The organism is Mammaliicoccus vitulinus, from assembly GCF_029024305.1.
In the GTDB taxonomy this organism is placed as follows: Bacteria; Bacillota; Bacilli; order Staphylococcales; family Staphylococcaceae; genus Mammaliicoccus; species Mammaliicoccus vitulinus.
The window spans coordinates 1,070,479-1,093,625 of the sequence record NZ_CP118974.1; the positions used below are offsets into that span (position 1 = coordinate 1,070,479).

Annotated in this window: 19 protein-coding genes; 18 read left to right on the forward strand and 1 reads right to left on the reverse strand. The window is 32.5% G+C overall.

The window, feature by feature from the left end; translation table 11 throughout:
• Window positions 1-84: 84 nt before the first annotated feature.
• From ystJ to pyk, 6 genes are all read left to right on the forward strand, one after another.
• Window positions 85-1,314: an NADP-dependent malic enzyme gene (gene ystJ, locus PYW35_RS05425; protein ID WP_103322727.1), complete on the forward strand. Its 1,230-nt coding sequence runs from the start codon at window positions 85-87 to the stop codon at window positions 1,312-1,314.
• A gap of 20 nt (window positions 1,315-1,334) precedes the next feature.
• The gene (locus tag PYW35_RS05430; protein ID WP_016910928.1) at window positions 1,335-1,790 is read left to right on the forward strand and encodes a FadR/GntR family transcriptional regulator; all 456 of its coding nucleotides are present in this window, start codon (window positions 1,335-1,337) and stop codon (window positions 1,788-1,790) included.
• Between the two features lie 18 nt (window positions 1,791-1,808).
• A complete protein-coding gene (gene accD, locus PYW35_RS05435) occupies window positions 1,809-2,678 on the forward strand; it encodes an acetyl-CoA carboxylase, carboxyltransferase subunit beta (protein WP_016910927.1) in 870 nt (289 codons plus the stop codon).
• Window positions 2,671-3,615 (forward strand): acetyl-CoA carboxylase carboxyltransferase subunit alpha, encoded by a 945-nt coding sequence (locus PYW35_RS05440; protein ID WP_016910926.1) that lies wholly within the window; start codon window positions 2,671-2,673, stop codon window positions 3,613-3,615. Before accD ends, PYW35_RS05440 begins: the two co-directional genes overlap by 8 nt.
• Before the next feature lie 239 nt (window positions 3,616-3,854).
• Window positions 3,855-4,820, forward strand: a complete 966-nt coding sequence (gene pfkA, locus PYW35_RS05445; protein WP_016910925.1) for a 6-phosphofructokinase — start codon at window positions 3,855-3,857, stop codon at window positions 4,818-4,820.
• A gap of 30 nt (window positions 4,821-4,850) precedes the next feature.
• Complete coding sequence (gene pyk / locus PYW35_RS05450) at window positions 4,851-6,611, forward strand: pyruvate kinase (RefSeq protein ID WP_016910924.1); 1,761 nt, start codon at window positions 4,851-4,853, stop codon at window positions 6,609-6,611.
• A 230-nt stretch (window positions 6,612-6,841) separates the two neighbouring features.
• Here the strand turns inward: pyk and PYW35_RS05455 are convergent, their stop codons facing one another.
• Window positions 6,842-8,203: an amino acid permease gene (locus PYW35_RS05455; protein ID WP_016910923.1), complete on the reverse strand. Its 1,362-nt coding sequence runs from the start codon at window positions 8,201-8,203 to the stop codon at window positions 6,842-6,844.
• A 428-nt stretch (window positions 8,204-8,631) separates the two neighbouring features.
• On the opposite strand from PYW35_RS05455, the gene PYW35_RS05460 reads away from it, so the two are divergent.
• The 12 genes from PYW35_RS05460 to dnaI all read left to right on the forward strand — a co-directional run bounded on the left by PYW35_RS05460 (window position 8,632) and on the right by dnaI (window position 23,147).
• Entirely contained in the window at window positions 8,632-9,750 is a 1,119-nt protein-coding gene (locus PYW35_RS05460) for a citrate synthase (protein ID WP_103322800.1), read from the forward strand.
• Window positions 9,751-9,798: 48 nt separating this feature from the next.
• Window positions 9,799-11,067 carry an NADP-dependent isocitrate dehydrogenase gene (icd, locus tag PYW35_RS05465; protein WP_016910921.1) on the forward strand — a complete coding sequence of 423 codons (1,269 nt, stop codon included), beginning with the start codon at window positions 9,799-9,801 and terminating at the stop codon, window positions 11,065-11,067.
• A gap of 61 nt (window positions 11,068-11,128) precedes the next feature.
• Window positions 11,129-12,061: a malate dehydrogenase gene (gene mdh / locus PYW35_RS05470; protein WP_016910920.1), complete on the forward strand. Its 933-nt coding sequence runs from the start codon at window positions 11,129-11,131 to the stop codon at window positions 12,059-12,061.
• 142 nt (window positions 12,062-12,203) lie between these two features.
• On the forward strand, window positions 12,204-12,914 hold the full coding sequence (locus tag PYW35_RS05475; protein WP_103322801.1) for a response regulator transcription factor: 711 nt from the start codon (window positions 12,204-12,206) through the stop codon (window positions 12,912-12,914).
• On the forward strand, window positions 12,907-14,613 hold the full coding sequence (gene pnpS, locus PYW35_RS05480) for a two-component system histidine kinase PnpS (RefSeq protein WP_103322802.1): 1,707 nt from the start codon (window positions 12,907-12,909) through the stop codon (window positions 14,611-14,613). The genes PYW35_RS05475 and pnpS overlap by 8 nt, the downstream gene beginning before the upstream one ends.
• 191 nt (window positions 14,614-14,804) lie before the next feature.
• The gene (polA, locus tag PYW35_RS05485) at window positions 14,805-17,426 is read left to right on the forward strand and encodes a DNA polymerase I (protein ID WP_103322803.1); all 2,622 of its coding nucleotides are present in this window, start codon (window positions 14,805-14,807) and stop codon (window positions 17,424-17,426) included.
• A 21-nt stretch (window positions 17,427-17,447) separates the two neighbouring features.
• Window positions 17,448-18,320, forward strand: coding sequence for a bifunctional DNA-formamidopyrimidine glycosylase/DNA-(apurinic or apyrimidinic site) lyase (gene mutM, locus PYW35_RS05490; protein WP_103322804.1), 873 nt, complete (start codon window positions 17,448-17,450; stop codon window positions 18,318-18,320).
• Between the two features lie 8 nt (window positions 18,321-18,328).
• Window positions 18,329-18,919, forward strand: a complete 591-nt coding sequence (gene coaE, locus PYW35_RS05495) for a dephospho-CoA kinase (protein ID WP_103322805.1) — start codon at window positions 18,329-18,331, stop codon at window positions 18,917-18,919.
• 231 nt (window positions 18,920-19,150) lie between these two features.
• On the forward strand, window positions 19,151-20,185 hold the full coding sequence (locus PYW35_RS05500) for a glyceraldehyde-3-phosphate dehydrogenase (protein WP_103322806.1): 1,035 nt from the start codon (window positions 19,151-19,153) through the stop codon (window positions 20,183-20,185).
• Between the two features lie 192 nt (window positions 20,186-20,377).
• Window positions 20,378-20,836, forward strand: coding sequence for a transcriptional regulator NrdR (nrdR, locus tag PYW35_RS05505; protein ID WP_016910913.1), 459 nt, complete (start codon window positions 20,378-20,380; stop codon window positions 20,834-20,836).
• Window positions 20,837-20,847: 11 nt separating this feature from the next.
• Window positions 20,848-22,227, forward strand: a complete 1,380-nt coding sequence (locus PYW35_RS05510; RefSeq protein WP_103322807.1) for a replicative helicase loading/DNA remodeling protein DnaB — start codon at window positions 20,848-20,850, stop codon at window positions 22,225-22,227.
• Window positions 22,227-23,147, forward strand: a complete 921-nt coding sequence (gene dnaI / locus PYW35_RS05515) for a primosomal protein DnaI (RefSeq protein WP_016910911.1) — start codon at window positions 22,227-22,229, stop codon at window positions 23,145-23,147. The genes PYW35_RS05510 and dnaI overlap by 1 nt, the downstream gene beginning before the upstream one ends.

A 23,147-nucleotide genomic window follows, 5' to 3' on the forward strand; every position in this document is an offset into this window, starting at 1 on the left:
CCACTGTGGAGAATTTTTTAATTTAAATAATAAAATTTCATGTATAATAATAGGATAGATACATATTATGAAGGGATGATTATTTTGTCATTAAGAGACGATGCTTTATATATGCATAAAGAAAAACAAGGTAAATTAGGCGTTTACGCAAAAGTTAAAGTTACAAACAAAGAAGAATTAAGTCTTGCTTATTCACCAGGAGTAGCTGAACCTTGTAAAGATATCCATGAAGATGTACGCAAAGTATATGATTACACGATGAAATCTAACGCTGTTGCAGTTATAACTGATGGAACAGCCGTATTAGGGCTTGGTGATATTGGTCCTGAAGCGAGTATCCCAGTAATGGAAGGTAAAGCTGTATTATTTAAAAGCTTTGCTGGCGTAGATGGTATACCAATTGCGTTAAACACAACGGATGTAGATGAAATTGTGAATACTGTTAAACTTTTAGAGCCAAACTATGGTGGCGTTAACTTAGAGGATATTTCAGCTCCAAGATGTTTTGAAATTGAAGAAAGACTTAAAAAAGAAACTAAAATACCTGTATTTCATGATGATCAGCACGGTACAGCCATTGTAACAGTTGCTGGATTAATAAATGCACTCAAAATTACTGACAGAAAATTATCCGATATAAAAGTTGTTTTAAATGGTGCTGGTGCTGCCGGTATCGCGATTATAAAATTATTATATAGTTATGGCGTAAGAAATATGATTATGTGTGATTCCAGAGGTGCAATTTATGAGGAACGACCATATGGAATGAATCCAACAAAAGATTTCGTAGCTAAATGGACAAACAAAGATAACGTCGAAGGAAAATTAGAAGATGTGATTAAAGATGCTGATGTTTTTGTAGGCGTATCAGTTGAAGGTGCCCTCACTAAAGATTTAGTTGAGACTATGGCAGAAGACCCAATTATATTTGCTATGGCTAATCCAGTTCCTGAAATTATGCCTAATATTGCAAAAGAAGCTGGTGCAAAAGTAATTGGTACTGGACGTTCAGATTTTCCAAATCAAATTAACAACGTATTAGCATTCCCTGGCATTTTTAGAGGTTCTTTAGATATTAGAGCAACTCATATTAACGAAGAAATGAAGCGTGCTGCAGTTGAGGCGATCGCTAATTTAATTTCAGAAGACGAATTGAGTTCTGATTATGTTATTCCTGGACCATTTGATCCGAGAGTTGCACCATATGTCGCTAGAGCTGTTGCTAAAGCTGGTATGGAATCAGGTGTAGCACGTATCGAAGTCGATTTAGATGAAATTGAACGTAAAACTTATGAATTAGCAGATTTATCATAATTTCGGAAGGAGACTCCACATTGGATAAAGAAAAGCAAAAAGGATTAATCAAGATTGTTGAACAAATTCAATCAATTATTGTTGAAGAAAATATTCAAGTGGGCGAAAAGTTACCTTCTGAAAGATTTTTAAGTGAGGCACTTAATGTAGGACGTTCAAGTATTAGAGAAGCACTTAGAGCTTTAGAACTTTTAGGTGTGATACACACAAGAAGAGGTGAAGGTACATTTTTAAGTGATATGTACCAACACCAACTTTTTGATTTAATCGGAAGATTTTTGATTCATAACGAATCGCAATTAGATGAAATAAATGAGCTTAAATGGATGATAGAAAGCTTTTGTGAAGAACATAGTACTACTGAAGCGAAGTCAAAAGAAGAACTTGTTTCTTCTAATAATAATCAAATTATGTATATGATTTGGAAACTACTCTCTCAATATAGTGATAGATTTGAAAGAGACAATTGTAAATAAGATCAGGGGGATAGTGACATGTTTAAAGACTTGTTCAATCGAAACCAAAAAAAGAAGAAATATGTAACTGTTCAAAACAGTAAAGATAATGACGTGCCTGAAGGTATTATGACTAAATGTCCCAAATGTAAAAAAATTATGTACACGAAAGAACTCGTACAAAATTTAAATGTTTGTTTTAATTGTGATCATCATATTTCTTTAACCGCTCATGACAGAATTAAAGCTGTAAGTGATGAAGATGCATTTAAAGAATTTGATGTAGGTATGACTGCTTCCAATCCATTAGAATTTCCTGGATATGAAGATAAACTTGAAAAAGATAGACAAAAAACAGGTCTAAATGACGCCGTTGTAACAGGTGTTACTAAAATAGAAGGTATCCCTTATGGTATTTGTGTTATGGATTCTAGATTTAGAATGGGTAGTATGGGTGCAGTAGTAGGAGAGAAGATTTGTAGAATTGTAGATTATTGTACAGAACATAACTTGCCTTTTGTATTATTCACAGCCAGTGGTGGCGCTAGAATGCAAGAAGGTATTATTTCGCTTATGCAAATGGCTAAGACAAGCGTTTCAATTAAACGACATAGCGATAAAGGATTGCTCTTTATTTCTTATATGACACACCCAACAACAGGTGGCGTTTCAGCAAGTTTCGCATCAGTTGGAGATTTGAATTTTGCAGAACCAAAAGCATTGATAGGATTCGCTGGTAGAAGAATTATTGAACAAACGATAAGTGAGAAACTACCTGATGATTTTCAAACTGCAGAATTTCTGTTAGAACATGGACAGCTAGATAAAGTTGTACATCGTAAAGATATGTATAAAACTTTAAGTACTGTTCTTAAGATGCATTATAACGAGGTGAGTAACAATGCTTGAATTTGAAAAACCTTTAGAAGAAATTAAAGAAAAAATAGTTTCACTAAAAGCTTATCAAGAAAAACATAGTGTCAATTTAGCAGATGAAATTGAAATATTAGAAGCGACTTTAACTAAAGAAACAGAACAAATCTATAAAAATTTAAAGCCTTGGGATAGAGTACAAGTTGCTAGGTTACAAGAACGACCAACAACTTTGGATTACATTCCATACATATTTGATGAGTTCATAGAACTACATGGTGACAGAACATTTAGAGATGATCCTGCTTTAATAGGTGGATTGGCTTATTTCAATGGCTTACCAGTAACCGTTATTGGTCACCAAAGAGGTAAAGATACGAAAGATAATATTTACCGAAACTTTGGCATGGCTCATCCAGAAGGTTATCGTAAAGCTTTACGCCTTATGAAACAAGCAGAAAAATTCAACCGTCCTATCATCACATTTATTGATACTAAAGGTGCTTATCCAGGTAAAGCTGCTGAAGAACGAGGTCAAAGTGAGTCAATCGCTAAAAATTTAGTTGAAATGGCTTCTTTATCAGTTCCAGTTATATCAATCGTGATAGGCGAAGGTGGAAGCGGTGGAGCACTTGGTTTAGGTGTAACAAATCGTTTACTAATGTTGGAAAATAGTACGTATTCCGTAATCTCTCCAGAAGGTGCAGCAGCATTGTTATGGAAAGATTCTGGTTTAGCTCAAATGGCAGCAGAGACGATGAAAATTACAGCTCCTGATTTATTCAAATTAGGTGTAGTTGATGAAGTTGTAGAAGAGCCATTTGGTGGTGCGCATAAACATTTAGAAAATCAAGCTACGCTTATTAAAACGTCACTTGAAAATCATCTATCTGAACTGAAAGCTTTAACTGGTGAAAGTTTAGTTGAAGACCGCTTTAATAAGTATCGTAATATAGGAAGTTATGTTGATTAATAATATATTAGAAAAAGAAAAGTCTTGTTAACAAGACTTTTCTTTTTCTTTGTTATATGTATATATGCATAATAGAAATGAATATTAAGCGTTTGCAATTTTTGAAAAATTACAAAAGTTGAAATCTTTGTACAAGAAGACGTTTACATATTTAAATAACAGTAGTTTTAATGGAATCAAGCAATTATTTGTGTTATTTTTAAATTAACAAACATATAACAAGAGAGGTCTGTATATTTATGAAAAAAATTGCAGTATTGACGAGTGGTGGAGATTCACCAGGGATGAACGCAGCAATTCGTGCGGTTGTTCGTAAAGCTATTTATCATGACATTGAAGTTTATGGTGTTTACCAAGGCTACTTAGGCTTAATAAATGATAATATTGAAAAGCTTGAATTAGGTTCAGTAGGTGACATGATTCAAAGAGGTGGAACATTCCTTTATTCTGCAAGATGTCCAGAATTTAAAGAGAAAGAAGTTCGTGCTAAAGCTATCGAGAACCTTGAAAAAAGAGGTATTGAAGGTTTAGTTGTTATTGGCGGCGATGGGAGTTACCGAGGTGCACAAAGATTAAGTGAAGAAGCTAAAAATCTTCAAACTATCGGTGTTCCAGGTACAATCGACAATGATATAAATGGTACAGACTTTACAATCGGATTTGACACGGCTCTTAATACAATTATTGAGTCTGTTGATAAAATTAGGGATACAGCATCAAGTCATGAACGTACTTTTATTATCGAAGTTATGGGAAGAGATGCAGGAGATTTAGCATTGTGGTCAGGACTTGCTGCTGGAGCTGAAACAATTTTAATTCCAGAAGTTAAAGCTGATATTGAAGAAATTGCTGAAAAAATCCAACAAGGTATGGATCGAGGCAAAAAACACTCTATTATTGTATGTGCTGAAGGTGTTATGAGTGGCAATCAATGTGGTGAAGAGTTGAAAAAATTCATCAACATTGATACGCGCGTTTCATGTCTAGGACATATTCAAAGAGGTGGAACACCTTCTGGTATGGATAGAGTGTTAGCTTCAAGGTTAGGTGGATATGCAGTGGAACTGCTTATGCAAGGAGATAGTGCAAAAGCAGTTGGTATCCAGCAAAACAAGCTAACTTGCACACATTTTGATGAAATATTCCAAGCTGAACATAGTATTGATAACAAAATGTATGAATTAGCGCATCAATTATCTATTTAAATAAAGAAAATTTACGGAGGTCATTTTAAAATGAGAAAGACAAAAATTGTATGTACGATAGGTCCAGCATCAGAATCAGAAGAAATGTTAGAAAAATTAATGCTTGCAGGTATGAACGTTGCGAGATTAAACTTCTCACACGGTAGTCATGAAGAACATAAAGGTCGTATCGATACAATTAGAAAAGTAAGTGCAAGATTAAATAAAAACATTGGTATTTTATTAGATACTAAAGGCCCAGAAATCAGAACTAATAATATGAAAAATGGTTTAATTGAGCTTACTAAAGGTAGTGAAGTTACAGTTAAAACAACTGAAATAGAAGGTACACCTGAAGCATTTTCTGTTACTTACGAGAAATTAGCTGAAGACGTTGAAGTTGGTTCAACAATTCTTCTTGATGACGGTTTAATTGAACTAACTGTAAAATCTGTTGACGTTAATACAGGCGATGTAGTTTGTCATGTAGAGAATACAGGAGAATTAAAAAATAAAAAAGGCGTTAACTTACCAGGTGTTAAAGTAAATCTACCAGGTATTACTGATAAAGATGCTAGTGATATTCGTTTTGGTATCGACCAAAATGTTGATTTTATTGCGGCAAGTTTCGTTAGACGTTCATCTGATGTTTTAGATATTCGTTCAATTTTAGAAGAAAAAGAAAATAACACAATTAAAATTATTCCTAAAATCGAAAATGAAGAAGGTATCGATAACATTGATGAGATCCTTCAAGTTTCAGATGGTTTAATGGTAGCTCGTGGTGATATGGGTGTTGAAATTTTACCAGAAGCAGTTCCTATGGTTCAAAAACAATTAATCCAAAAATGTAATAAATTAGGTAAACCTGTTATTACAGCTACTCAAATGTTAGATTCAATGCAAAGAAATCCTCGTTGTACAAGAGCTGAAGCGAGTGACGTTGCAAACGCAATTTATGACGGTTCAGATGCAGTTATGTTATCTGGTGAAACAGCAGCTGGATTATATCCAGAAGAAGCGGTACGTACTATGCAAAATATCGCAGTTGCAGCTGAAGAAGCACAAGATTACAAAAAATTATTATCAGATCGTTCTAAAATGATCGATACGAATTTAGTTAATGCTATTGGTGTATCAGTTGCACATACGGCTTTAAACTTAAATGTAGAGTCAATCGTTGCTGCTACTGAAAGTGGTGCTACTGCACAAACAATCTCTAAATATAGACCACAATCACATATTATTGCAGTTACACCAAACGAAACAACTGCTCGTCATATGACATTAGTATGGGGTGTATTACCAGTAGTTAAAAAAGGTAAACAAACGACTGATGAATTATTAAATAATGCAGTTTCGACAGCAGTTAATACTGGATTAGTTGATAATGGTGACTTAATCATCATTACAGCAGGTGTACCAACTGGTGAATCGGGTACAACTAACTTAATGAAAATACATTTAGTTGGTGATGAATTAGCTAAAGGTCAAGGAATTGGTCATAATTCAACAGTAGGTAAAGCTGTCGTTGTTAATTCAGCAGAAGACTTAAAAGGTAAAGATTTAAGTGAATCAATCGTCGTAACACAATCAACTGATGCAGAAATGGTTCCTTATTTAGAAAATGCTAAAGGAATTGTAACTGAAGAAGGTGGATTAACATCTCACGCAGCTGTAGTTGGACTTAACTTAGGTGTTGCAACGATCGTTGGCGTAGAAGAAGCTCGTCAAAAAATAGTAGATGGCACATTAATCACATTAGATCCAAAACAACATAAAATTTATGAAGGATATGCTAACGTACTATAATTTCATATCAAAAATAAAAGCGTCTAGGACATTAACATCTTAGATTAATATAAAAGAGCGTAAATTCTTGGTTTTCAAGAATTTACGCTCTTTTTACTATAATGATACAAGAAACAGCATATTAGTTTGGGTAGTCTTGCAACATACAGCATGCACTTTCAAAATCGTAAGATTTTATAAAAATAACGTCTCATTTCACTGAATAAATCAGTGGAATGAGACGTTTTGTATTATTGAGGTTTAAACCCTTTTCTCTTCTGATTAAAATACATCAAAGTTAAAAAGATGAACCAAATAGGTGTAATCAATATAGCAATTAAAGTAACTTTATTCGTCATTAATAGTACGAATACAAATATAAAGAAGATTAAAGTTATCCATGCTACTGGAACACCACCAGGTAATTTAAATTTTGATGATTTATTTAACTCTGGAGAAATTTTACGATATCTAATATAAGCAATAATAATCAATGACCATACGACTAAAAATAATACTGTTGATACAGAAGTTACATATTTAAATACTTCTCCAGCATCTTTAATCATATAGTTTAGAAGAACAGATATCATTAATAAGAAACAACTGAAAAATGTTGCTTTATAAGGGACGCCTGATTTATTTGTTTGCCCAAACCTCTTATTAGCTTGTCCATTTTGAGAGAGACCATACAGCATTCTACTATTAGAGAATATACCGCTATTACAAGATGAAGCTGCAGCTGTAAGCACAACGAAATTAATAATTGCTGCTGCAATTGGTATGCCTATAAGACCAAATAATTTAACAAATGGACTCTCTGCAGGATCTATTTGATCCCATGGTGTAATAGACATGATGATAATTAATGACCCCACATAAAAAATCATAATGCGGATAGGTACGCTATTAATCGCTCTAGGAATTGTTTTGTGAGGGTCTTTCGTTTCTCCGGCTGTTACACCGATTAATTCAATTCCTACAAATGAGAATGCAGCCATTTGGAATGATAGGAAGAATCCATTCATACCATTTGGAAAGATGCCATCGTGGTCCCATATGTGCGTGATAGATGCTGTACCATATGGTGTGTTATAAGCCATGACAATCATGATAACACCTACAATTATTAATGCTACGATTGTCGTAATTTTGATGATTGAAAACCAAAATTCTAATTCTCCAAATAGTTTAGCAGTCATTAAGTTCATCGTCATTAAAACGAGTATTGTAAATAATGCTGTAATCCATGTCGGAATGTCTGGAAACCAAAAACTTATGTATTTTGCTACTGCTGTAACCTCTGCCATACCTGTAACAATCCAACAGAACCAATAAGTCCATCCTGTTACGTATCCAGCAAAGGGACCTATATATGTATGCGTAACATCTGCGAATGAGTGAAAATCAGTATTTGAAAGTAGTATTTCACCTAAAGCTCTCATAAATAAAAATAGAATTAATCCTATAATAATATAGGTAAGTAGTATTGAGGGACCAGCTGAATGAATGGTTTCGCCTGCGCCTAAAAACAAACCAGTACCAATTGCCCCACCAATTGCAATAAGCTGTACATGCCTATTGCTTAATTCTCTTTGTAAATTGTTAGACATAAATCAAAATACCTTCTTTCATATTCAATTTTTTATGTTTTTATTATGCGCTTACTGTCAGAAAATAGCAATTAAAAATTGAGCTAAAATCGAGTATAAATAAGTTATAAGAGTGATTTATTATTTTTATCATATATAATAATAAAAATGAATGGTTAATGAGCAATTATGTATAAATCTGATTTATATGGTAAGATATAATTAACTTAAAAATCCTGTATTGTTCACGTTTTGAAGGCGTATTTAATTTATTATATGAATATTATAAAAATGATAAATTTACATTGGTTTATTTTTATTCATATACAATTACTAACTTTTTTAAAGTTTCAAAGGTCTTCGCATTCACAAATGACCAGAAATTATATATAATGTAATATGAAAGCCATTACATATATGGGCAATTATTTAGTAAGGGGGATAAATTTATGGCACAAGTAGCAAAAGGGTTAGAAGGTATCATTGCTTCTGAAACTCAAATTAGTTCAATAATAGACAATCAATTAACTTATGCAGGTTATGAAATAGATGATCTAACTGAAAATGCATTGTTTGAAGAGGTAATGTTTTTACTTTGGAATTTAAGATTACCTAATAAGGCAGAATTAGAAGAATTGAACAAGAAGTTATTTGATTATATGACTTTAAATCCAAGAATGTATAGTCATTTTGAAGATTATGCAACGGATAAAATTCACCCAATGACAGGGTTACGTACTTCATTATCATATTTAGCGCACTTTGATCCAGAAGCAGAAGTGTTTGATGAAGAATCTAATTATGAACGTGCAATTCGTATTCAAGCGAAAATAGCTTCATTAGTAACGTCGTTTTCACGAGTAAGACAAGGTAAGCAAATTGTGAAACCTAAACAAGACTTAACATACGCAGCAAACTTCTTGTATATGTTAAAAGGCGAAGTTCCTAGTGATGTTGAAGTTGAAGGTTTCAATAAAGCGTTAATTTTACATGCAGATCACGAATTTAATGCTTCTACATTTACAGCAAGAGTTGCCGTTTCAACATTATCAGATATGTATTCAGGGGTAACTGCAGCAGCAGGCGCGCTTAAAGGACCATTACATGGTGGTGCAAATGAGCAAGTTATGAAAATGTTAACTGAAATTGGTACTGTAGATAAAACAGATGATTATATTAAAGAAAAAATAGCAAACAAAGAAAAAATTATGGGCTTTGGACATAGAGTATACAAAAACGGAGACCCTAGAGCTAAATATTTAAAAGAAATGAGTCGTCGAATAACGGACGAATCAGGTCAAAAAGAATTATTCGAAATTTCATTACGTATAGCTGAGATCATGAAAGAAGAAAAAGGCTTATTACCTAACGTTGACTTTTACAGTGCTACTGTATACCACAGCATGGGTATTGATCATGATTTATTTACACCAATCTTTGCAATTAGCCGCATGTCAGGTTGGACAGCTCATATTTTAGAACAATACAGAACGAATAGAATTATGAGACCAAGAGCTGAATATACTGGTGAACGCAACCGTAAATACGAAGCGATTGAAAAAAGGTAATATAGTTAATATAATATAAATAACACATTTAGATGGAGGAATAATATAATGACAGCAGAAAAAATCACTACAAACCAAGGCGTATTAAATGTTCCAAACAACCCAATCATACCGTTTATTATCGGAGACGGTATCGGACCAGATATCTGGAATGCAGCAAGTAGAGTATTAGATGCAGCAGTAGAAAAAGCGTATAACGGCGAAAAGAAAATCGAATGGAAAGAAGTTTTAGCTGGTCAAAAAGCATTCGATGAAACTGGCGAATGGTTACCAAATGAAACTTTAGAATCAATTAGAGAATACTTAATCGCTATTAAAGGGCCATTAACAACTCCAATCGGTGGAGGTATTCGTTCACTAAACGTTGCTTTACGTCAAGAGTTAGACTTATTTACTTGTTTACGTCCTGTACGTTGGTTTAAAGGTGTTCCTTCACCAGTGAAACGTCCAGAAGATACAGATATGGTTATCTTCCGTGAGAATACAGAAGATATTTATGCTGGTATAGAATTCCAAGAAGGCTCAGATGATGTTAAAAAAGTTGTAGACTTCTTACAAAATGAAATGGGAGCTAAAAACATTAGATTCCCAGAAACTTCAGGTATCGGTATTAAACCAGTTTCTAAAGAAGGTACTGAAAGATTAGTAAGAGCAGCTATTAACTATGCGTTCGATAATAATCGCAGAAATCTTACTTTAGTTCATAAAGGTAATATCATGAAATTTACTGAAGGTGCATTCAAACAATGGGGTTACGATTTAGCTGAACGTGAATTCGGAGATCGTGTATTCACTTGGCAACAATATGATAAAATTGTTGAAGAACAAGGTAAAGATGCAGCGAATAAAGCACAAGAGAAGGCTGAAGCAGAAGGTAAATTACTTGTTAAAGATTCTATTGCAGATATCTTCTTACAACAAATCTTAACTCGTCCAGCTGAATTTGATGTTGTTGCTACTATGAACTTGAATGGTGACTATATCTCTGATGCGTTAGCAGCTCAAGTTGGTGGTATTGGTATTGCACCAGGTGCGAATATTAACTACGAAACTGGACATGCTATTTTTGAAGCAACACATGGTACAGCTCCAAAATATGCTGGTTTAGATAAAGTGAATCCATCTTCAGTATTATTAAGTGGCGTATTAATGTTAGAACATTTAGGTTGGCAAGAAGCTGCAGATAAAATAACTCAATCTGTTGAAGCAACGATTGCTTCTAAAGTAGTAACATATGACTTTGCTCGTTTAATGGATGGCGCTACTGAAGTTAAATCTTCAGAGTTTGCTGACGAATTAATTAAAAATTTACCATAATATAGTGTTAATTGAGGAAGGTTATTTATAACCTTCCTTTTATTATAAGGAGATGATCAATATGACAAGAAAAAAGATATCAATAATAGGAGCGGGATTCACTGGTGCAACAGCAGCTTTTATTGCAGCTCAAAAAGAGTTGGGTGACGTTGTTCTAGTCGATATGCCACAATCAGAAGATCCAACTAAAGGAAAAGCGCTCGATATTGCTGAAAGTGCACCTGTCTTAGGGTTTGATTCTAAAGTGATTGGTACATCTAATTATGAAGATACTAAAGATTCTGATGTTGTCATTATTACTGCTGGTATAGCGAGAAAACCTGGTATGTCTCGTGATGATTTAGTACAAACAAATCAAAAAGTTATGAAATCAGTAACAGAGCAGATTGTGAAATACTCGCCTAACACGATTATTTTAGTATTAACAAATCCAGTAGATGCGATGACGTATACTGTATATAAAGCATCAGGTTTCCCTAAAGAACGCGTTATCGGTCAGTCTGGTGTATTAGATACTGCTAGATTTAGAACGTTTGTTGCAGAAGCTTTAGGTTTATCTGTCAAAGACGTTACAGGTTTTGTATTAGGTGGACACGGAGATACAATGGTGCCTCTAATCAGATATTCTGCAGCTGGTGGTGTGCCATTAGAAAAATTATTATCTCAAGACAAAATTAAAGAGATCGTAGATAGAACTAGAAAAGGTGGCGCTGAAATCGTAAACCTTCTAGGAAATGGTTCAGCATATTATGCGCCTAGTGCAGCTTTAATAGAAATGACTGAAGCAATTTTGAAAGATCAAAAAAGAGTGTTGCCATCAATAGCTTATTTAGAAGGTGAGTATGGCTACGAAGATATATATTTAGGTGTACCTACAGTTTTAGGTGCCAACGGTATAGAAAGCATTATTGAATTAGACTTAACTGACGATGAGAAACAGTTATTGGACGAATCTGTAGAATCCGTCAAAACTGTTAGAGATATTTTGCAATAAACAATAAGATAAAGGCTGGTTCTGTAAAGAACCGGCCTTTATGTGTAGATAGTGTTAACTTTTTGTAAAGTTCTCTAAATATGCATTATTTTTTTAATAATTTAAGTTATAATTGTATTAAATCGCTTAAGGAGGACCTTGCATGTCACAAAAAGTATTGGTAGTAGACGATGAACAATCAATCGTCACATTGCTGAAATATAATATAGAACAAGCTGGTTACCAAGTAATCGTAGCTTATGATGGTGTTCAAGCATTAGAGAAAGTGAACGAAGAGAAACCTGATTTAGTCGTATTAGATGTCATGTTACCTGAGAAAGACGGAATTGAAGTATGTAAAACGATTCGTTCTGATAAAAATCAAGTTCCTATTTTAATGCTTACTGCAAAAGATGACGAGTTTGATAGAGTATTAGGTCTAGAATTAGGTGCAGATGATTATATGACGAAACCTTTTTCACCTCGTGAAGTGGTTGCACGTGTTAAAGCTATTTTACGACGTGTCGGTCTAGTTGAAAGCCGTAACTCAGATGACGATGAAGATATTGTTTTGGGATCTATTAGAATTAGACCTGACTTTTTCGAAGTATACAGAAACGAAGAATTATTAGAATTAACACCGAAAGAATTTGAACTTTTACTTTATCTAATAGAAAGACAAGGTCGTGTCATAACACGTGAGCATATGTTAAATTCAGTGTGGAATTATGAATTTGCTGGTGACTCTAGAATAGTCGACGTACATATTAGTCATTTGAGGGATAAACTTGAAGAAAACCCTAAACAACCTCAATTTATTAAAACAGTTAGGGGTTTAGGCTATAAGTTAGAAAGACCAAAGAACAATGATTAAATTTTATAATAAATTATTAATTATACTTACAACGGTCACTGTTGTAAGTTTTCTTATATTAGGGTTTTTCCTACATAATTCTAGTTATGATTTAATTTCTAAACAGCAACAAAAATCATTAAAGACTGAATCTAAAAATATATATGATATTGCTAAAAAAAATCCGAAAAATATAGATGAAATATTAGATGTGTTTAATCAAGATATTATTTTAGAAAAAAATGATAAAATGATTTACCATTCTAATAATGTTGATACAAAACTATTTAAAAATGAAAAAGAACAAGCACTTTCAGATGCAAAAACTTTTGATGAGTATTTTGCTGTTGATAAAACAGATTCTGAAGTTATGTTTGCTAAAAAATATGGTGATTATACTATAGCTATAGCTAAACATACTGACACTATATCCATTATTCAAAAAGATATTTGGAAGTATTTATTGCTTGTCCTATTCTTTACGTTACCACTTATATATTTCGTAGTTAGGTATATCAATACATCTTATATTCATCCAATTAAAGAAGTGACATATGCCACAAAATTATTAGCGTCTGGAAAATATCGAGTTAGAGTTCCTGAAAGTAATGTTAAAGAAACTAAAGAATTGTTTATTAATACAAACGAACTTGCTAGAACTTTAGACGATTTAAATAATGAACAAAAATTACAAAGAAATAGATTAGAAACAACATTAGAAAATATACCTAGTGCCACTTTGATGGTAGATAGAGAAGGCGTAATCGTCATTGCGAACAAAACGTATCATGATTTATTTGATAGAGTAAGAAATGCTGAAGGTCAACTGTTTAAAGATGTTATGCCAAACGTTGAAATCACACAAATGATGAACGAGGCATTAAAATTAGAAAAACCTATGTTTGAACAAGTTGAACTCTATATTAACAATGTTCACAATAAATTCTTCGAAGTTTCAGTTATACCTGTATTATCTAGAAAAAAACGAAACTTGTTAGGTTTAGTAGTTGTTATGCATGATATAACAAAATTGAAAAAATTAGAGCATATGAGAAAAGATTTTGTTGCTAACGTTTCTCATGAATTGCGTACACCTATCACATCTATAAAAGGGTTTGCTGAAACATTGTTGGACGGTGCAAAAAATGATCCAGAATCATTAGATATGTTCTTAAATATTATGCTTGATGAGTCTAATAGGATTCAATCGCTTGTTCAAGATTTATTAGATTTGTCAAAAATAGAACAAAATGACGAAATACCTAAAGAACCTATATCTTTAACAGAAATAGCTGAACATTCCATAAATACGGTTTCAACCGTTGCAACGAAAAAAGATATAGAATTGGTTAACAAAATAGATCAAAATGTTGTTTCATTAGGTGATAAAGATAAAATGACACAAGTTATGATTAATTTATTATCAAATGCTATTAGTTATTCACCGAGATCAAGCCAAATCATCTTAACGGTTAAGGATGTAGGAGATGGACAAATTATTTCAGTTCAAGACAATGGTATCGGAATATCAGAAGATGAACAAAAACGAATATTCGAAAGATTTTATAGAGTGGATAAAGCAAGAAGTAGAGATTCAGGTGGAACAGGACTTGGATTATCGATTACAAAGCATATAATTGAAGCACACAATGGACAAATTAAAGTGGAATCAGAAGTTGGACAAGGTTCTCATTTTATCGTGAAGCTATTTAACGAATAATCTTCATACAAAATTTACAATCTATTCATACTGAATTAATCATTGATAGATAGAATAAATATAGACCCCTTCATTTTGATGATTGAGCGAAATACATGTGTATTTCGCTTTTTTTATTTTATGCTAAACAATCTGATTATAGTGTGAGATATGATAAAATGAAATCAATATAGTGATGGAGGTATCCTACAGTGGAAAAATTGGTACTTATCGATGGTAATAGTTTATCATTTAGAGCGTTTTTTGCATTGCCCTTATTAACAAATAAAGCAGGCGTTTATACAAATGCAATTTACGGCTTTACGATGATTTTAGATAAAATTATAAAAGAAGAGGCGCCTACGCATTTCATGGTTGCGTTTGATGCAGGGAAGACAACGTTTAGAAATAATATGTATAGCGAATATAAAGGTGGTCGTGAGAAGACACCTGATGAATTAAGAAGCCAATTACCATATATCCGTCAGTTGGTAGAGAGCTATCATATTAAACATTATGAGTTAGAAAATTATGAAGCGGATGACATCATTGGTACACTTTCTAAACAAGCTGACGAGAAAAATTTAAAGACAATCATTATTACGGGTGATCGTGACTTAACACAGTTAGCGAGTGAAAATGTAACGATTTATTATACTAAAAAAGGTGTAACTGACATTGATCATTATACGCCTGATTTTATTGCGGAAAAATATGATGGTTTAGTACCAAACCAAATTATTGATATGAAAGGTCTCATGGGAGACAAGTCTGATAATATTCCTGGTGTTCCTGGAATTGGAGAAAAGACTGCTATTAAATTATTGAAACAGTATGAAACAGTAGAAGGTGTTTATCAAAATATTGATGAATTAAAAACATCTAAAATGAAAGAAAAACTTATAGATAATGAAGATAATGCGAAGCTAAGTAAAGAGCTTGCAACAATTAATAGAGATAGTCCAATAGAAGTAACGATAGAAGACTTAAAGTTAACTGACGATAACGATGAAGAAAAGATTAAACTATTTAAAACTTTAGAATTCAAACAGTTGCTTGATCAAATGGATGCAAGTACTGAAGCTTATGATGATCGCGTAATAGAATATCAAGAACATTTAAATGATTTTGATTTTGAAAATATTACTGAAGCTGCTATACATTTTGAAACTAATGAAAATAACTATTTAAAAGCTGATGTTCTTGGCTTTGCGATTCATGCTAACGATCAAGCTTATGTTGTTTCGGCAGAAGAATTAAAAGAAAATAAAGCATTACATGCTTGGTTAGAAAATGAAAATGTTCATTTTTCAGTTTATGATGCTAAAAAGACGATTATATTGTGTGAAAGATTAGGTATTAAAGTGAATGGCATTCAATTTGATACGATGTTAGCGAGTTATATATTAGATCCTTCAAGAACAATTGAAGATATTTATTCTGTTGTATCAGAATTTGGTGTTTATTACGTACCTAACGATGAAAGTATATATGGCAAAGGTAAGAAATTGCATGTTCCTGAAAACGAATTTCTTTTTGAAAGTATTGCCAAAAAAGTGACTGCAATATATGAGTCAAAAGAAAAAATGATTGAATTGCTCAAAGAAAGAGATCAATTTAGTCTTCATGATGATTTAGAGTTGCCATTAGCTAGAGTGTTAGCTGAAATGGAACATATCGGTATTACAGTCGATAAAGAGACGTTAAAAGAAATGCAAGAAGACTTAAAAACACGACTTGATAAATTAATTGAACAAATTCACAGTCATGCTGGAACTGAATTTAATATAAATTCACCTAAACAGTTAGGTGTCGTATTATTTGAAGATTTAAAATTACCTATTATTAAAAAAACAAAGACTGGGTACTCTACAGCAGTTGATGTTTTAGAACAATTAAGAAATGAACACCCAATTATTGAAGATATTTTAGTGTATAGACAACTTGCTAAGTTGCAATCGACTTATATCGAAGGTTTACAAAAAATGATTACTTCTGAAGGTAAAATTCACACGAGATTTAACCAAACATTGGCTCAAACTGGTAGATTAAGTTCAATAGAACCTAACTTACAAAATATACCGATAAGACTAGAAGAAGGCAGAAAGATTAGAAAAGCATTTCGTCCTAGCAAAGAAAATCACGTTATATTCGCTGCCGACTATTCACAAATTGAATTGCGTGTCTTAGCTGATATAACTGGTGACGAACATATGAAAGAAGCCTTTACTGCAAATGAAGATATTCATACAACTACTGCAATGCGTGTGTTTAACGTAGATAAAGATGAAGTAACGTCGAATATGAGAAGACAAGCAAAAGCAGTAAACTTTGGTATTGTATATGGCATCAGTGATTATGGTTTAAGCCAAAGTCTAGGCATTACGAGAAAAGCTGCTAAGAAGTTTATAGATGATTATTTAGATAGTTTTCCTAAAGTAAAAGAATATATGGATACTATTGTTCAAGATGCTAAACAAAAAGGTTATGTTGAAACATTGCTTCATAGACGTAGATATACGCCAGATATTACGAATAGAAACTTTAATTTAAGAAGTTTTGCTGAAAGAACAGCAATGAATACACCTATTCAAGGTAGTGCAGCTGATATTATCAAATTAGCTATGGTTCAATTTTCTAATAAAATGAAAGAAACTGCCTTTAATGCTAAATTATTATTACAAGTGCACGATGAATTAATTTTTGAAGTACCTGAAGAGGAACTAGAAGCATTTAAACCATTTGTAGAAGACATCATGGATAATGCTCTCGAATTATCTGTACCTTTAAGTGTAGAGTCTAGTTATGGTGAAACTTGGTACGATGCAAAATAAGTAATAGAAGGAAGACTGAATATGCCAGAATTACCAGAAGTTGAAAGTGTTAAAAGAGTCATCACACCTAAAATATTAGGTGCGACGATACAAAAAGTAACTTTTTCAGATAAAGTTAAAATTGGAAAAGAAATCGGTAAAGAAACAATTGTTAAGGGAACTTCTTTAGAATTATTTAAAGAAAGAACTGAACATTATAAAATTGCCAGTGTATATAGAAGAAGTAAATATATTTTTATAGAAATTGAGAATGAACAAGATAACAAAATTATTATGTGTCATTTTGGTATGACTGGCGCTTTCTTTACCGTTCCTGACTTATCTAATATTGAAATAGATAATCATAGAAAGCATTGGCATGTCATTTTTGAACTAGATAATGGTTTACAACTTATTTATACAGATATACGCAGATTTGGTGAGTTAAGAGCATTGGATGAGTTAACTGAATATCCATCTGTACTTAAAATCGCACCAGAGCCTTTTGTTCAAGAGGCGTATGAACATTATCTCGACAAAATCACATCAAAGAAATTTATGAACAAGCCAATCAAAGTTGCTATTTTAGACCATACAGTTATTGCTGGTTGTGGAAATATTTATGCTTGTGAAGCTTTGCTAAGAGCAGGTGTGTTACCAACGAGAACGGTAAAAGATTTAAGTCAAGAAGAGCGAAAAAATGTATTTGATGAAGTGGTCAATGTTTTACAAGAAGGTATAGAAAACGGTGGATCGAGTATATCGGATTATTATAATGCTGATGGTGAAAAAGGAACGATGCAAGATAAGCATAATATATACGGTAAAAAGGTTTGTGGTCAATGTGGAGGCCCAGTAGAACAAAAAGTGATCGCAACTAGAAATACGCATTATTGTCCAAATTGTCAAAAGTAGGTGAAACAATGGCGAGTGTAATAGGGTTAACAGGTGGAATTGCCACTGGAAAATCGACCGCTTCAAACATATTAAAAGAGCGTGGATTTTATATAGTAGATGCAGATATCGCAAGTCGAAAAGCTGTCGCAAAAGGTAGTACAGGACTTAAACAAGTACAAGAAGTATTCGGTGATCAAGCAATAATAGATGGAGAAATGAATAGGCAATATGTAGGATCGGTAGTTTTTAAAGACGAAGCGATGCGACTAAAGCTCAATAATATCATCCATCCAATTGTTAGAGACATTATGGATGCAGAAAAGAAATTCGGATTAGAAAAAGGTAAAAAGGTAATTATGGATATACCTTTACTGTTCGAAAACAAATTACAAGATACAGTAGATGAAACGTGGTTAGTTTATACTACAGAAGAAACGCAAATTTCTCGTCTGAAACAACGCAACCAATTGAGTGACGACGAAGCAACTTCTAGAATACAATCACAAATGCCAATTGAAGAAAAAAAACAATTAGCAGATGAAATAATAGATAATAATGGAACATTAGAAGAATTAGCACAAAATATAGAAACATTAATTGAAAGCAAGCATTTATGATGCACTTTTGTTAAAAAATAGAACGCCTAATCTGTTTGAATTATCATACGGATTAGGCGTTTTTATGTTGTGGATTTTGTAGTGTATATGTAGAGATGCTGCTTTATGTATACATAGATAAGCTATTTAAAAATTTTCTCAAAAACATAATAGAAAACGTTTTCAATAAACTTTTAATGTGATATACTAATTGCAATAAATAGTATATCACATTAAAAGGGGTTCTCGACTATGAAGAAAAATATTGCAATTAATGGTTTAGGAAGAATTGGAAGAATGGTATTAAGAGGTTCACTTAAATCAGATTATTTAAACATTGTGGCTATTAATGCTTCTTACCCACCTGAAACAATTGCACATTTAATAAAATATGATTCAACACATGGTAAATTAGATGGCGATATTGAAGCGGTTGAAGATGGTATTGTTATAAATGGTCATAAAATATTACTTGTTTCTGAAAGAGATCCTAAATTATTACCATGGAGAACTTTAGGTATTGATATTGTTATTGAAGCGACTGGCAAGTTTAATCATGGAGATAAAGCTATCTCTCATATTGATGCTGGTGCTAAAAAGGTTATACTAACTGGACCTTCTAAAGGTGGACAAGTTCAAACAATCGTTAGAGGGGTGAATGATGATTCGCTTGATTTAAAAGAGTATGACATTATTTCTAATGCGTCATGTACGACAAATTGTTTAAGCCCAGTTGCAAAAGTTCTTAATGATTCATTTGGTATTGAAAATGGATTGATGACAACAGTGCACGCTTTCACGAATGATCAAAAAAATCTAGATAATCCTCATAAAGATTTAAGAAGAGCACGTTCTTGTGCAGATAGTATCATACCTACATCGACAGGCGCAGCGAAAGCTTTATCATTAGTACTTCCTGAATTGGAAGGCAAGATGCATGGTATGGCATTAAGAGTACCAACTTCGAATGTCTCTCTAGTAGATTTAGTTGTAGATTTGAAAACAGATGTAACTGTCGAAGATGTAAATGATGCTTTACGTCGTTCAAGTAAAGGTGCATTAAAAGGTATTATGGATGTGAGTGATGAACCACTTGTTTCTATAGACTTCAACACAAATCCTCATTCAGCAATTGTTGATGAACAATCTACAATGGTTATTGGCTCAAATAAAGTTAAAGTGTTAGCTTGGTATGATAACGAGTGGGGCTACTCAATGAGAGTTGTTGAATTAGCTGAACAAGTTGCTAATATACTATCAGAAGTTAAAGAACAAAAAATTTCATAATGAATATAGATTGTGCAAAGAACGTAATGTGGTAAATTTAATGCCACGTTACGTTCTTTTTGCTTAAAAATTATCTTTTGTAGCGTAAATGTATTAATGTATACCATATGTAAAATAGTGAGCATTTAAAAAAATACGAAACTACTGTATAATTTGTATATGAATAATAAAAGTATATAAGAGGTGAAACGAATGAGGTGTCCTAATTGTAAATATGAAAATTCTAAAGTAGTAGACTCTAGACACGCTGATGATTTAACTGCGATTAGAAGAAGAAGAGAATGTGAATCATGTGGATTTCGTTTCACAACTTTTGAAAGAGTAGAACTAACACCTTTAATTGTTGTTAAAAAAGATGGTGCTAGACAAACTTTTAATAGAGATAAAATATTGAACGGACTCGTTCGTTCATGTGAAAAAAGACCTGTGGCTTACCAAAAGCTTGAAGAAATTACAAATCAAGTAGAAAAAGAATTGAGATCTGAAGGTATAACAGAAGTATCTTCTAACGATATAGGTGAAAAAGTAATGGAACACTTAATGGAAGTGGATCAAGTTTCATATGTAAGGTTCGCTTCAGTATATAGAGAATTTAAAGATGTAGATCAATTATTAAAATCGATGCAAGGAATATTGAAAGACCGAAAGTAAGGTGAGTATTAATGGCGGAATATTTTAATGGCGTAAAACCTAGCGATGGATTTTACGTTAAATCAAATTATAATTATACACATGTCCATCAAGATATATTAATCAGCTTATACACGCCATTAATTGGGACAGATGCGATTGGTGTTTATTTATATTTATCACAGTTTAATTTTCATAATGAGACAGAAGCATATAATCATTACACAATAATGAATGATTTGAAAATAAATTTATCTAGCTTTAGAGATTCATTAGATTTATTAGAGGGTATTGGTTTGCTCAAGACTTACTTTAAGACTAATCAAGAAGAGCAAACATTTATATATATGTTGGAACAACCTGCAACTACTGAGCAATTCTTCAATGATCCTTTGCTATCTGTATTTTTATATCAACAAATTGGCAAATCTAGATATCTTTCACTGAAAAATAGATATAAGGATAGCAGTATTTCAACATCTGCATATCATGAAGTTACAAAAAGTTTTACAGATGTGTTTAAAGTGCCTAAACTATCAGAAATAGAACAGCAAGATGATATTCAAATCAAACCGGATGTGAAAAATAAAGGACTAGATTTATCAGATGTGCGATTTGACTTTGAAATGTTAGAGCTGTTATTAAACAATCATTTGATATCTAAAGAAATATTGAATAAACAAACGAAAGAAGTCATTATTCAAATTGCAACTTTATATGGCATTACGCCTGTAGAAATGAAATCAATTATTCTAAAATCTATTACGGAAAACCAAACCATTTCGTTACAAGATTTAAGAAAGCACGCACGCTCCATTTATCAAATTGAACATGAGGGAGAACTTCCAACATTAGATTTGAAAAAAGAGAGCGTGAAAGCTAAACAAAATGATGCTAAACAAGAAGTAGATTCTTTATTATCGTGGTTTGAGCTGTTAGACACTACAAGTCCAATTGAGATGTTGGCGTCATTTACAAAGTCAGAACCAACTATTTCACAAAAAAGAGTTGTAGAAGACGTTGTAACGAGAGAAAAATTGCCATATGGTGTCATGAACATATTATTGCAGTATGTAATGTTTAAAAATAATATGCAATTACCTAAAGCATACATTGAAGAAATTGCTTCAAATTGGAAGAAGTTAAAACTAACATCTGCTGAAGAAGCGTATCATTATATTAAAAATCTTGATAAACAAACAGCTGAAAAGAAAAAAGAACGAAATAATAAAGCAAATAACACATTTAAATTGAAATCAATTGAAAAAACACCTGAATGGTTATTAAAACAAAAGTCAGCTGAAACGCCAAAAGAAGAACAGAAAAATAATGAATCTGATGCTGCTTTTGAAAAACGAAAACAAGAGCTTCAAAAAGAAATGGAAGCTTTTTGGAAAGAAGGTGATCATTAATGGAACCACTAGGCCAACATTTGAAACAAAATAAAGATTTTCAAAAGAGACTAGAAAAAATAAAAAGAGAAACGTTAACGCATAAAGAAGTTAAAGCATTTTTAGATGAGCATCGATCAGAATTAACGAATGAAATAATTGAAACAGATTTAGATCAGTTACAAGCCTATAAAGACCAATCAAAATGCTGCGAAAAATGCAGTAGTTACCGTAATTGCATTAATTTTGTTAAAGGGCATGTCCCGGAATTATATATTCAAAATGATCACATAAAGACAAGGTATTTACCTTGTCCGAACAAAATTGAATATGATGAACGTAAATTTGAATCAAATCTTGTGACATCATTCCAAATGCCTGAAGAAACGTTGAAGGCAACGATTAAAGATATATACGTTGATAATGAATCTAGAATGGTTATTATTAAAAAAGCTATGGAAATATGTAATAAAATCGTTTCAGGCGAAGACACTAAAGGCCTCTATATTCATGGACCATTTGGATCGGGTAAATCATATATTTTAGGAGCGATATCTAACCAGCTTAAGTTGAAAAAGCAAGCTTCTACAATTATTTACTTACCTGAATTTATAAGAGTGTTGAAAAATGGTTTTAATGACGGTTCGTTTAGTGAACGATTTGAGTCCGCTCGTGAAGCGAAAGTGCTCATGCTAGATGATATCGGGGCAGAAGAATTAACACCGTGGGTAAGAGATGAAATTTTAGGACCTATATTACACTATAGGATGGTTCATAAACTTCCTACATTTTTCAGTTCTAATTTTAACTTCGACGAATTAGAGTTTCACCTTAGTAAAACAAGACAAGGTGCTGAAATTACGAAAGCGAGTCGTATTATGGAAAGAATCAAAACCATTACTGAAGATTATGAACTAGAAGGCAAAAACTATAGAGCTTAA

Excerpts from the sequence above, each read along its gene's own strand:
- accD (WP_016910927.1), top strand. The coding sequence starts at position 1,809 with ATGTTTAAAGACTTGTTCAATCGAAACCAAAAAAAGAAGAAATATGTA.
- PYW35_RS05440 (WP_016910926.1), top strand. The coding sequence starts at position 2,671 with ATGCTTGAATTTGAAAAACCTTTAGAAGAAATTAAAGAAAAAATAGTT.
- pfkA (WP_016910925.1), top strand. The coding sequence starts at position 3,855 with ATGAAAAAAATTGCAGTATTGACGAGTGGTGGAGATTCACCAGGGATG.
- pyk (WP_016910924.1), top strand. The coding sequence starts at position 4,851 with ATGAGAAAGACAAAAATTGTATGTACGATAGGTCCAGCATCAGAATCA.
- PYW35_RS05455 (WP_016910923.1), bottom strand. The coding sequence starts at position 8,203 with ATGTCTAACAATTTACAAAGAGAATTAAGCAATAGGCATGTACAGCTT.
- PYW35_RS05460 (WP_103322800.1), top strand. The coding sequence starts at position 8,632 with ATGGCACAAGTAGCAAAAGGGTTAGAAGGTATCATTGCTTCTGAAACT.
- icd (WP_016910921.1), top strand. The coding sequence starts at position 9,799 with ATGACAGCAGAAAAAATCACTACAAACCAAGGCGTATTAAATGTTCCA.
- mdh (WP_016910920.1), top strand. The coding sequence starts at position 11,129 with ATGACAAGAAAAAAGATATCAATAATAGGAGCGGGATTCACTGGTGCA.
- PYW35_RS05475 (WP_103322801.1), top strand. The coding sequence starts at position 12,204 with ATGTCACAAAAAGTATTGGTAGTAGACGATGAACAATCAATCGTCACA.
- pnpS (WP_103322802.1), top strand. The coding sequence starts at position 12,907 with ATGATTAAATTTTATAATAAATTATTAATTATACTTACAACGGTCACT.
- mutM (WP_103322804.1), top strand. The coding sequence starts at position 17,448 with ATGCCAGAATTACCAGAAGTTGAAAGTGTTAAAAGAGTCATCACACCT.
- coaE (WP_103322805.1), top strand. The coding sequence starts at position 18,329 with ATGGCGAGTGTAATAGGGTTAACAGGTGGAATTGCCACTGGAAAATCG.
- PYW35_RS05500 (WP_103322806.1), top strand. The coding sequence starts at position 19,151 with ATGAAGAAAAATATTGCAATTAATGGTTTAGGAAGAATTGGAAGAATG.
- nrdR (WP_016910913.1), top strand. The coding sequence starts at position 20,378 with ATGAGGTGTCCTAATTGTAAATATGAAAATTCTAAAGTAGTAGACTCT.
- PYW35_RS05510 (WP_103322807.1), top strand. The coding sequence starts at position 20,848 with ATGGCGGAATATTTTAATGGCGTAAAACCTAGCGATGGATTTTACGTT.
- dnaI (WP_016910911.1), top strand. The coding sequence starts at position 22,227 with ATGGAACCACTAGGCCAACATTTGAAACAAAATAAAGATTTTCAAAAG.